Below are 11,252 nucleotides of genomic sequence, written 5' to 3'. Positions count from 1 at the left end.
CTCCCCAACACCCCCGCCGAAACCTGGCAATCCCACCTAACCGCCCTAGCCCGACCGCTCTAAAAACACCGCCTCCGGCGGCGGCAGCCTTTTGGCGCCTCCGGCGCGGCCCCCATGTGGTTGCGGCCCAAGGCGAACAGCGATCAAGCGCACTAGCGGCGGACCCCGCGTGCCGCTCGTTGCCGCAGAGCACCAATGTCGGCCGCCCTCCGCCGGTCACCGGGCCTCCGCGGCACCCCAGGAACAACTTTGAGCACGGGTCAGTCACAGATCCGACCGAAAAATGACTGGTGGGTGCTCAAAGTGAGCCGGACCCTCCGCGGATTCAGTCGAGGTCGCGCAGGCTGAGTCCGGCAGGTGGGGGCAGTTCGCTGGCGCGCTCCGCCCGGAACGAGTCGATCAGGTACGCCGCCAACCGTCGTGACGCGGCTTCCGCGACATCGGCCGCCTCGGCGGTGATCCCGTTGTTGGCCATCAGCACCAGGATCACGTCTTCGGGCACGAAATCCGCCCGCAGCCGGCCTGCCGCCTTGGCGCGGTCGGTGAGTTTCGCGAACCCGGCAAAGGCGCGCTCCCGTTCCTCCTCCGCATCGAGCTCCGGCGGAAGCATCGCCAGGAACGCCGCGCTGAACCCGCGATCAGCAGCCTGCATTGCACAGACCTCACCGATCACCGTGCAGAACCCCCGCCACGGATCCGGGTCTTCGACCGCGTCCTGAACCACCGAGGCACAGCGCCCGAACTGCTCCGCGAACACCTCGCTCACCAACGACTCCCGCGTCGGGAACCGCCGGTACAACGTCGCGACCCCAACCCCGGCCCGCCGCGCGACAGCCGCCATCGGTACGTCGAGACCTCGCTCGGCGAACAGTTCGTGCGCCACCGCCAAGATCCGGTCGCGGTTGGCTTGCGCGTCGACGCGCAGCCCGGTCGGCACTTGAGAGACCTCGGTGTTCATCTTTCTCACTTTAGCTCAAGTGGACGACCCCCTCCATTTATCTGTCTACCGTGGTGGGCATGCAGCTCAAGCGTGTGGTCAACGGGTTCAATCGATGGTTCGCCGGTCTGCGGACCGCCCCGGGAATCGGCCGGTTCGTCAGCAAGCACTTCACCGACATCACCTACACCGGCCGCCGATCCGGCCGCACCTTCTCGACCCCGGTCGGCTATCGGCGTACCGGCGACCAAGTCCTCATCGCCGTCCTCCTCCCGGACGCCAAGGCCTGGTGGCGCAACTTCACCGGTGACGGGAACCCGATCTCGATCGTCCTCGACGGAGCTGACCGCACCGGCCACGCGATCGCTCGCCGGGCGAGCAAGCGCCGCGTCATCGTCACCGTCCAACTGGCGGCCTGACGGCGGCGCTTGTAAATGTGATATCACTTTGCTACCTTTTAGCTAGTCGAGAGGAGCAGGGTGATGATTGACGTCGAGGGTGTTGTGGAGATGCCGAAGCCGAAGGTGGCCGAGCGGGTCGCGGCGGAGGTGAACGGCTGGCCGATGGCGGGCGCGTCGTTCGTGCTGGTGGTTGGTGGGGCGGCGCTCTTCAGCGTCGGCGCTGCCAACGGCGCGGGGGTGGCGATCGCGCTGGGTGTGGTCGCGTTCGTGATCGGCGCGATTCTCGCGGCCGGCCTGACGCCGGTGCAGCCGGGCAAGGCACGGGTGTTGCAGATCCTCGGGCGGTACTCCGGGACGCTCCGCACCGACGGACTGCGGTGGGTGAATCCGATCGCCACCCGGCGCGAGGTCTCCACCCGGATCCGCAACCACGAGACGGCCGTTGCCAAGGTCAACGATGCCGACGGCAACCCGATCGAGATCGCGGCCGTCGTTGTCTGGCAGGTGCAAGACACCGCGCAGGCGATGTTCGAGGTCGACGACTTCGTGGAGTTCGTCGCGATCCAGACCGAGACCGCGGTCCGGCACATCGCCAACAGCTACCCGTACGACGTCCACACCGACGAAGGTGGAATGTCGCTGCGGGACAGTACCGACGAGATCACCGAGACCCTGTCGACCGAGATCGGGGCGCGGGTCCAGGCGGCCGGCGTGCATGTCATCGAGTCGCGGATCACGCACCTCGCCTACGCGCCGGAGATTGCCCAGGCAATGCTTCGCCGCCAGCAGGCTGGTGCGATTGTCGCCGCGCGGCAGCGGATCGTTGAAGGAGCAGTCGGCATGGTCGAGCTGGCGCTGGAGCAACTGTCCGCGCACAACGTGGTCGAGCTCGATGAAGAGCGCAAGGCGGCCATGGTGAGCAACCTGCTCGTGGTGCTGTGCGGTGACCGCGATGCGCAGCCCGTGGTCAATACCGGTTCGCTCTACCAGTGAGCGGCCGTCATGGCTGCCGAACGTAAGAAGATCCTGCTCCGGCTGGATCCCGCGGTGCATGACGCGCTGGCTCGTTGGGCGGCCGACGACCTGCGCAGCGCCAACGCCCAGATCGAGTTCCTGCTCCGGCGGGCGCTGGCCGATGCCGGCCGGCTCCCGTCCGGGGTCGGCAAGATCCCGCGACCCGGCCGTCCGTCCAAGGAGAGCGACAATGATGAGTAGGACGCTACCGAAGCGCCCGCCGCGGGTCGGGCGGGCCGAGCCGCCGCACGCCCTGACGGCACGATTGTTCTTACTGGCTTACGATCCCGCCAAGGGCCGCCTGACCAACCGGTCGAAGCTCGGCAAGGCGCTGCGGGCTGCCGCGCTGATCGACCTCCAGCTCCGCGGAAACCTTGCTGACGACAACGATCGTCCCAAGGTCGTGGCGAAGGCGCCGCCGCCGACCGACGACATCCTGGCCGGCATCCTCGCCGAGATCAGCGCGATCGGCCCCCGCAAATGGCGGACCTGGATCGACCGTCGTCAGCGCAAGATCGTTCGCGACGTCCGCGACGAACTCGCCCGCACCCAACTGATCAAGGTCGAGCCACACCGGATCCTCGGCATCTTCCCGGCCGACCGGATCACGATCCGGCACCCGCTCGTACGACGCCAGTTGCTGCAACGCACGACCGACGTACTGCGCCCGTCCCGACTCGTGACCCGGGTCGACCTGCGCGACGCATCCCTCGCCGTACTGGCGTCGACGGCGGACTTCCGCACGATCATCTCCAAGGAGTCCGGTCGCCGGCACAAGGATCGCCTTGCCCAGTTGGCGGTTCGCGTCGGGCCAGTGCCCGCGGCCCTGAAGAAGTCGATCCAAGCCAGCGCAGCCTCCGCCGCGGGTTGACGCCAGGCGCAGTCCTATGGTTCATTACTCAAGTAATGAACCTAAGAACCCCGGAGGGGAGGCCGTGATGTTCGACGAACGCAGCCCGATCTACCTGCAGATTGCGGAGCAGATCAAGAACGACATTGTCAGCGGCGCTCTGGCCGAGGACGAGCAAGTGATGTCAACGAACCAGTACGCCGCCTTCTACCGGATCAACCCGGCCACCGCGGCGAAGGGTTTCGCGCAGCTGGTCGACGAAGGCGTGCTCTACAAGAAGCGCGGGATCGGGATGTTCGTCAGCCCGAACGCGCGCGATCTGCTGCGCACCGGTCGGCGGGACAGTTTCTTCGCCGACGTGGTCGACCCGATGATCCGTGAGGCCATGGCCATCGGGGTCCCGCTGCGCGACGTCCTTCAGCACATCCGCAAGTACGGAGACTCGTGATGGCAGACACCGCCCTCTCGGTGCACACCGACAACCTGTCGGTCCGGTTCGCCGGTGCACCCGCACTCGACCGGCTTGACCTACGGCTGGCGCCGGGCAAGATCCACGGGCTGCTCGGCCGCAACGGTTCCGGCAAGAGCACACTCGCCGCGGTCCTCGCGGGTTTCCGGCAACCCGATGAAGGCCAGGTCCTGATCGAGGGCGCCGGCCTCGGTACGCCGATGGCGCCGTACGAGAATGCTGTTGTCACCAGCCGGATCTGCCTGATCCGCGAATCGGGAGATGTCGCCGACAGCCTCCAGGTGCGGCACGCGCTCGCCCTGGCCGCGAGTCTGCGCCCGTACTGGAACGCAGACCTGGCCGGCGAGCTGCTCGACCGCTTCGAAGTCCCGACCAACAAGCGGATGCAGAAGCTCTCCCGAGGTAAGAAATCCGCCCTCGGCGCCGTTCTCGGCCTGGCCAGCCGGGCCCCGCTGACGATCTTCGACGAGACCTACCTCGGTATGGACGTCCCGTCCCGTAGAGCGTTCTACGACGCCCTGCTCGCCGACTACGCCGAGGTGCCGCGGACGATCGTGCTGTCGACGCACCTGGTCAACGAGGTGAGCACCTTGCTCGAGGACGTGGTCATCCTCGACAACGGCCGCCTGGTCACGCAGTCACCGGTGGATTCGCTCCGCGGGCGGGGTGCCGCGGTCGTCGGACCGGCCAAGGTGGTCGACGAATTCACCGCCGGGTTCACCGTCCTCGCGGAGGAGAAGCTCGGCGGCACCAAGTCGATCACGGTCCTCGGTGATTTCGATCCAACGCTGCTCGCGCAAGCCGCGTCAGCCGGTCTCGAGGTCGGGCCGGTCGGTTTGCAAGAGCTCTTCGTCCACCTCACCGCCCCGACGCCGAAGGGAACCCGCTCATGACCACAGCAACCGCAGCGCTGCCACTCGGCGTCACCAACGGCCGGCGGCTCCGCCAAGTACTGAACGCCATGTACGTCGGCTCGCGGCCGATGCTGTTGGTCTACTGGGCCGTGATGCTGATCGCGTTCATGGCCGGCGGCCTGATCGTGCAGTTCCTCACCGACGGCACCGGGCACAGCATCTGGGACTACGGCACCCAGTCGCCGAAGTACTTCTCGATGGCGGTCGGGATCAGCCTGGTTCCGGCGTACATCAACGCGATGGTGGCCCAAGGCGTCACCCGGCGAATGTTCTCGGTTGCCTCGAGCATCTTCCTGACCACGGCCGCGCTGACAACCGCCGTGTTGTGGGTGATCGGCTATCAGATCGAGCGGTGGGTCTACAGCGCACAGGGCTGGCCGCAGGCGATGGAGAACCGGCACCTGTTCACCAGTACGTCGCAGATCTGGCTCATCTTCGCCGAGTTCGCCCTGCTGGTCGTCTCGCACGAGGCAACAGGATGGTTGCTCGGGGTCAGCTTCTACCGGCTCGGTTTCTGGCGCGGGCTGGCGCTCGTCCCGCTGGCGCTCATCCCGGCCGCGGCCACCGAGTTCCTGCTCGTCGCGCAGTGGCTGGGCGGGCCGTTGTCCGAGCTCGGCTATCACCGCCCGTCGCTGGCGATCGCCGTACCGGCTGTCGTCGTGGTCACTGCACTCGGTCTGTATGCCGGTCATCGCATACTGCAACCGATGCCGCTGAAACCCGCGAAGGGCTGAACTTATACACAGGGCATGTGTATAAGTCGGGTGCGTTCTGTGGATGGTTGCGTGCTCACTGTGGACGACACGCGGGGAGTCGCGAGATCGCAAGAACTGTTGTCTGGAAAGGGTTGTGCGACCCGGGTCGGCGGCTGTAGAAATGTCGACACGCTGTTCGTGCGAAGGGCGGCGGGTCGAACGGAAACCGAGGACCCAAGCGGTGGGGATCCCCACTGAGGTAGACCGGTGACGGGGTCTGCTGGTCCCACGGATCTGGCTCGGGAGGCTGGAGACGTCACCTTCCTTCAGCTTGTTGGGCCCCTCCGACTCATACTCGGAGGGGCCCCACTCTTTGCGGGCCCCGCCGGTCTCGATAGATACCTTCAGGCGAGCGTGATCCGCAGCGTCGCCGAACCACGAGCGGCAACGTGCACCTCGGTGCCCCGCGACGTCGTGACCACCCGGTACGGCGTTGCTCGGCCGTTGAGCGTGACATCGTTGAGCGTTGCGCCAGCTGGGATCACCGCGCCGATGGTGAAGGCGGCCTTCACATCGTGAACGGTGAGATCTGTCCGAATCTCCTTACCTGCAAGGCGCGCTGAGACATCGATCGCTCCGCGACCGAGCCGGATATTGCTCCCGGCCACCTTCGGCTGGCCCGCCGGAATCTGCGGTACGACGGACACCCGGCCGTGCCCGAGATCCGGATCGACGCCGAGCTGCTGGTGGATGACCGGCCAGAGGATCCCGTACGTTCCCCACGCCTGCAGTGTCATCGACCGGTCGTAGAACGGGCGGCCGATGTTGGCTGCGGAATCCGGTGAGGGAGCGATCTCCGGCATCGCACCGGGAGTTTCCCAGACCTTCGGGTCGAGCTGAATCCTGGCGTTGCCGGTCGTATAGACCCGCTGCTGATTCGGGCCGAGCCGACCGTAGTTGCCTTCCGCAACCGCCATGATGGAGGTGTTGAGGGAGAAGATGCTCCGCTCGCTCTTCACCTGCGAGACGACTGAGTCACAGGATGCGCCGGGGTTGCCTGCCGGGTCGGAGGTCGGTCCGGTGCCGGTGTGGAACAGGCCGAATTCACCTGTATAGCAAGCCGTTTCGCGTTGCGTGAGTGCCGTCGCGGCGTGCTCGGGCGACGCGAGTGGCGAAGTCGGCCGGCCGGGACGGACCAGCTCGGCCTCCATCGGCGTCACGCCAGTCCAGTGCCGCTGGAAGATCGGCGTGTTGTCGTTGGCCGGATTCGCGGGATCGTCGACAGAATCGGCGTACCCGAGCGCCTGCGGCACCCACCACTGCGCCTCGAAGCGTGCCTCGACATCCTTGGCTCGCGCGGTGGCCCACTGCTCGACCTTGCGGTCGTGCCGGGATGCAGCCAGGTCGGCGAGATCACGCAGACCGCGCGCGAGGTAGACGGTGCTGTCGAGCTTCTCGGCACCCATGCCGGAGCGCTCGACGTTCGCGAGGCCCTCCGGCCAGCCGTCCTTGTCCTGGTCGAGTTCGCGATAGACGTACTGCAGGTTGCGGACGCTGAAGTCGTAGAAGTCGTCGCGGAAGCGGTCGTCACCCGTCCATCGCCAGAGTAGCGCGACGATGCTCGGGAACTTGACCGTCTCGTCGGTGTTGCCGGCGCTTTGGTTGGAGCCGAAGTAGACGTCACCGGTCGGGATGATCTCGTGCGCCACTTTGCCGCTGCGTGCGTTCAGCAGGTCGCTGATATCCCGCAGCGCCTTGAGATGCGCCTTGACCGTGTCGAACTGACCAGCGGCAACGGCGGCGTACGACGTGTACTCGCCATCGGTTGCGAACAACCACGGATAGTCCGGGAATCCGGCACCGAACCAACGCGCCGTACCGACGGTGCCGACCGGGGCCGGGTAATCCTTACCCTCGTTGACATCGCGGATCTGCAGGTCGCGCGCTTCCTGCACTGAGTCGGCCAGATTCTGCTTGCTCCACTCGACACTCTGCTGCAGCAGTCGGTCACCAGGCAGGTCCACTGCAGACATCTGATCGATCTGCTGTCGGTCGTTTTCCTTTGCCTGCAACAGCTTGTCGGGGTTGCTGAGAGCGCGGTCGTAGTCTCTTTGCGCCGCTTGTGGTCCGGCGTCTGATCCGGCGACCGCGAACCAGATCGTCTTCGTCTTGCCGGGTTTCAGATCGACGTCGTACGTGAGTCGCCCGCCGGTGCCCTTGCCGACCAACGAGTCGTCGCACCGCGCGGGCGTCGTACCGTCGGCGGGGCAGATCACGGCCGGGTCTTGCGGACCGCGGTGGTTCGGACCGAGTGCGTGGTTCGTCGGACGCAGGGACGATCCGACGTACGCCGCGTAGTCGTGCTTGCTGCTCTGTTCGCGGAACCTGAGCGTTCCGTTGCCGTAGGCCCCGGTATCCGGCAGGTTCGCGTCGGCCGCGCTCGGCGTCGTCCAACCCCACGGGTACGACGACATCAGCTCGGAGTGCGCGTCGACGTCGAGGCTGACGGTCTTCGCGGTCGGCGAGCTGAGCGTCAGCCCGACGAGGGTCGCGCGCAACCCATCCGGCACGAAGTCGGTACGCCGTACCTGCACCGCACCGGGGTAGTCGATCCGGCTGTACCCGTGGCCGCTCGTGTATTTGGCCGCCGCGGTGTCCTTGCCCAACCACTTGCCGTCGAGCCCGAACCACAAGCCGTCCAGCACCTTGATCGGCTGCGTCCAGAAGCCACCCATCTCACCCCGGATGTGCCACCCGGTCGCGGGGTAGAGCCCGCTCTCGTCGCCCATCGCGTAAGCCCGATCGCCCACCACCAACGACCGTCGATCCGCGAGGCGAGCGGTCTCAGAGAGTTCGTGGGGAGATGGTTGAGGTGGTGGTGAGCCGGCGGCGGTCGCTGTGCCTGCGAGCAATACCGTGACGACAAGCATCGTCAGGCCAGGTAGTCGGGGAGTCATGGCGGTTCCTCCTTCTCGCGGCGCTGTCGGCACCGCATCAGCCAGGGGCTGTGCTGCCTCTGACGACTAGCTCGGGGAGCAGCAGGCGTTCGGTCGGGCCTGCTGGTGGGTCGGTGAGGATGGTGATCAGCTCGGCCGCGATGTCGTCCATCGGCTGCCGCAGGCTGGTGAGACCGGGGGAGACCACCTCGGCCATGGGGGAGTCGTCGAAGCCGGTGATGCCGAGATCGACGCCGGGGGTGAGTCCGCGGCGGGTGACTTCGCGGAGCGCGCCGAGCGCGAGAATGTCGCTCAAGGCAACGAACCCGTCAGGCGGTTCCGGGCTGTCCAGCAATGCCGCAGTGGCACGGGCGCCTTCGTCGAGTGTGTCTTCAGAGCAATGAATGCTGAGACCTGCTGTTGGCAGACCCAGGCTGTCGCACGCAGTTCGCCAACCGTCCAAGCGGTCCTCGGCCAGACCTGACGTCTTCGGCCAGCCGACGAACGCGATCCGCCGCCGCCCAGTCTCGTGCAAGTGCCGAACCGCGAGCCCCGAACCAGCAGCCCCATCGACATCAACCCACGGCCCCGGCTGGGTGCTCTCTTTCCACACTCGCCCGAACGACACGAACGGGATCTCCTGCTCCTTCAACCACCCGTGCCGCGGATCCCGTGTCTCCGTCTGCGACAACACGAAGCCGTCCACCAGCCGGCGCGCATGCAGGTCGTCGTACACGCTCATGCCGTCAACGCCCGGCGGCGCCGTGAACAACAAGATGTGCCGCCCGGTGCTCTCCGCCGCCGCGCACAACGCGTGCAGGAACTGGTCCATCACCAGATGAGTCCGGTTCGGCCAGCTCGGAACGCAGTACCCGATCAGTTCCACCGCGCTCGTCCGCAAGCTCCGGGCATTACGATTGGGCCGGTAGTTGAGCAACTCGATCGACCGGTTCACCCGCGCCAGCGTGTCCGGCCGCAGCCGATGGGGAGCGTTCAACGCGTTCGACACCGTCTGCACCGAGACCTCGGCGTGCGCCGCAACCTGCTTCAGCGTGGCCACAGCACCCTCCCGCAGACGTTTGAACGTTAAAATGCAGTCTCTCGCCCGAGGCAGTAGCTGTCAACGCCTCGCCCGCTGATCCCCTGGCGGCCCTAAACTCCTGCCACCTGGAAGGAGCGCCGAGACCCCATGCCCTACGCCAACGAACAAGACCGGTACGACGCCATCCGCGCCGATGCCCGCACCAAGCTCAACCCGCGCCGCCCCGACCTCGCCGTACTGGATGGGGAGGCTCTCATCCGCCAACTCACCGAAGAGGCCCTGGCCACCTATTACGACGACCAAGCGGCCGCCAACTACGCATGGGACTACGTCGAACGCCAGATCCGCCTGGCGGTAGACGAGGCGTAGTGGAGGGCGCGGGGGAGCGGGACGCGGCTGTCGCGAGGATTCTCGCGCAGCACCGGACGCCTGCGGACCGGCTCGCGGCGCTTGAACGCAGCCAGGCAGCCGAGCTCGCCTATGGACGGCACCCAGGCTCTGACGAAGCGGCTGAGATCGCAGCCGTTGCGACCTACCTCCAGGTCGAGAAGCGCGGCTGGCGTGCTGAGCTGGCGAGCCGTGACGCGGGCAATCCGCCGCGGCGGCCCGGGTGGGAGGCCTTCCAGCAGGAGATGGACGCCTTCGTCCCCGAGGTCGAGCGAACCCAGCCGGTGTGGTTCCTGCAAGCCAACGGCTATCAGGTCACCGGCACGAACCGGGATGAGCTGAACGCCATCGCCGCCGCCCGCGAGCGCCCGCCGCGAGACGACCCGCAGCAGCAGCTGGGCATCACCTACCAGCGCGACACCATGTACGCGATGCTGCCCGACGGCGCGATCTCCAAGCACGTGGGCACCTTCAACGCCGGTACGACGGCCAGTGCCGCTGCCGGCTGGGTTGACCACGTGGTCCGGGTGCACGCGGATGCGGACGAGCTACGGCTGCGCGTGCAGAGCGTGGTCGATGACGATGCCGGGGAGGTGACGCTGCGGGGGACGGTGCTCGAGGGACCGGTTGGTAACCGCGGACTGGCGGTGGGCTCAGTAGTGGAGCTCCACAAGAACCAGGCTCAGCTGTCGATCGGTGGAGATCCTGTGGACGGCGACTGGACTGCGTCGTTCGAGACCTTCGCCTATCACCAGGGACGCACCCGCGTGAATGAAGGCGTGGGGATGCAAGTGCGAGGAGCCGGTACGCCGGAGGCTCGCAACCGGGGTCCGAGCCTGGCCGTCGACGATGTCCTGTTCGAACGGATCCGCGACCTCTATACGAATGCGGAGGCGCCTGAGCGCGGCTATGCCCAGACGCTGGGGCCGACCCGAACCCGTCTGAACTTCCGCGAAGCCGGGTGGGACGTGAACGTGCCGCCGTACCGCCGGCTCGGGGGAGACGCCATGTTCACCGAGGCCGCGCACCCGGAGCCTGCGCCATACAGTGCCGACCTCCCGGCTCCCGCGACGGTCGATGTCAGTGACCCGAAGTGGTACCGCGAGCTGACGAACGCACAGCCGGACCGCTTCGTCGGCGGACGGTCGAGCAGCGCAGCCCTCTATATGACCGCCGCGACGATGCTGATCCAGGAAGACCGGCTCGCGGTTGACGAGGCGCAGGACCTGATGGCGTTCGCCGTCGCGGACATGGTCGCCAGCGGCGAGCACAGCATGCCCGAGTGCATGACCAGCGTCGTCATGGCCGCCGGCAGCGCCCAGCCGTGGCAGGAGACTCCGCTCAACCTCTCTCAGCCGACCCCGACGCTGAAGGCGTGGCTCCATCTGGTGAGCCCCGAGACCCGGGACGAGATGCGCACCGAGGCTCGAGCCGCCCTTGGCCAGGTACTCACCAACCCAACACCTGACCCGCAGGTTGTCGCAGGCCTGGCCATGGTCGTCAAGGCAACGACCTCCTACCAACGGGAGAGCACGGACCAGGCCAAGGTCATGCAAGCCGGCCTCAATCCCACCTTCGCCGGCCCCCAGCGCGTCACCGCCCCTGTC

The 11,252-nt window shown here is 66.9% G+C and carries 12 protein-coding genes; 9 read left to right on the top strand and 3 right to left on the bottom strand.

Features of this window, described 5'->3' with window-relative positions; translation table 11 throughout:
• Nucleotides 1-325 precede the first annotated feature (325 nt).
• Nucleotides 326-958, bottom strand: a complete 633-nt coding sequence (locus E1263_RS40170) for a TetR/AcrR family transcriptional regulator (RefSeq protein ID WP_132177335.1) — start codon at nt 956-958, stop codon at nt 326-328.
• A gap of 59 nt (nt 959-1,017) precedes the next feature.
• Between E1263_RS40170 and E1263_RS40165 the strand changes: the two genes are divergently transcribed.
• The 7 genes from E1263_RS40165 to E1263_RS40135 all read left to right on the top strand — a co-directional run bounded on the left by E1263_RS40165 (nt 1,018) and on the right by E1263_RS40135 (nt 5,319).
• On the top strand, nt 1,018-1,356 hold the full coding sequence (locus E1263_RS40165) for a nitroreductase/quinone reductase family protein (RefSeq protein ID WP_132177333.1): 339 nt from the start codon (nt 1,018-1,020) through the stop codon (nt 1,354-1,356).
• Nucleotides 1,357-1,419: 63 nt separating this feature from the next.
• Complete coding sequence (locus E1263_RS40160; protein ID WP_132177331.1) at nt 1,420-2,331, top strand: SPFH domain-containing protein; 912 nt, start codon at nt 1,420-1,422, stop codon at nt 2,329-2,331.
• A gap of 9 nt (nt 2,332-2,340) precedes the next feature.
• The gene (locus E1263_RS40155) at nt 2,341-2,553 is read left to right on the top strand and encodes a type II toxin-antitoxin system antitoxin (RefSeq protein WP_132177329.1); all 213 of its coding nucleotides are present in this window, start codon (nt 2,341-2,343) and stop codon (nt 2,551-2,553) included.
• The gene (locus E1263_RS40150; RefSeq protein ID WP_165956924.1) at nt 2,546-3,223 is read left to right on the top strand and encodes a GOLPH3/VPS74 family protein; all 678 of its coding nucleotides are present in this window, start codon (nt 2,546-2,548) and stop codon (nt 3,221-3,223) included. The genes E1263_RS40155 and E1263_RS40150 overlap by 8 nt, the downstream gene beginning before the upstream one ends.
• A 67-nt stretch (nt 3,224-3,290) precedes the next feature.
• Nucleotides 3,291-3,650, top strand: a complete 360-nt coding sequence (locus tag E1263_RS40145) for a GntR family transcriptional regulator (protein ID WP_132177325.1) — start codon at nt 3,291-3,293, stop codon at nt 3,648-3,650.
• Complete coding sequence (locus E1263_RS40140; RefSeq protein WP_132177323.1) at nt 3,650-4,564, top strand: ATP-binding cassette domain-containing protein; 915 nt, start codon at nt 3,650-3,652, stop codon at nt 4,562-4,564. Before E1263_RS40145 ends, E1263_RS40140 begins: the two co-directional genes overlap by 1 nt.
• The gene (locus tag E1263_RS40135) at nt 4,561-5,319 is read left to right on the top strand and encodes a hypothetical protein (RefSeq protein WP_132177321.1); all 759 of its coding nucleotides are present in this window, start codon (nt 4,561-4,563) and stop codon (nt 5,317-5,319) included. The genes E1263_RS40140 and E1263_RS40135 overlap by 4 nt, the downstream gene beginning before the upstream one ends.
• A 365-nt stretch (nt 5,320-5,684) precedes the next feature.
• Here the strand turns inward: E1263_RS40135 and E1263_RS40130 are convergent, their stop codons facing one another.
• Both E1263_RS40130 and E1263_RS40125 read right to left on the bottom strand, forming a co-directional pair.
• The gene (locus E1263_RS40130; protein WP_238162011.1) at nt 5,685-8,237 is read right to left on the bottom strand and encodes a glucosidase family protein; all 2,553 of its coding nucleotides are present in this window, start codon (nt 8,235-8,237) and stop codon (nt 5,685-5,687) included.
• A gap of 37 nt (nt 8,238-8,274) precedes the next feature.
• Nucleotides 8,275-9,276, bottom strand: coding sequence for a LacI family DNA-binding transcriptional regulator (locus E1263_RS40125; RefSeq protein WP_132177319.1), 1,002 nt, complete (start codon nt 9,274-9,276; stop codon nt 8,275-8,277).
• 129 nt (nt 9,277-9,405) lie between these two features.
• Here E1263_RS40125 and E1263_RS40120 point away from each other — a divergent pair, with 129 nt between their 5' ends.
• Nucleotides 9,406-9,627 carry a hypothetical protein gene (locus tag E1263_RS40120; RefSeq protein ID WP_132177317.1) on the top strand — a complete coding sequence of 74 codons (222 nt, stop codon included), beginning with the start codon at nt 9,406-9,408 and terminating at the stop codon, nt 9,625-9,627.
• Nucleotides 9,627-11,252 (top strand): hypothetical protein (locus tag E1263_RS40115; RefSeq protein WP_132177315.1); only part of this gene is annotated, 1,626 nt, incomplete at its 3' end. The genes E1263_RS40120 and E1263_RS40115, both read left to right, overlap by 1 nt.

Source organism: Kribbella antibiotica (assembly GCF_004349055.1).
In the GTDB taxonomy this organism is placed as follows: Bacteria; Actinomycetota; Actinomycetes; order Propionibacteriales; family Kribbellaceae; genus Kribbella; species Kribbella antibiotica.
Note: the sequence above shows the minus strand (reverse complement) of the source record. Positions and strands in the feature narration are given on the sequence as shown.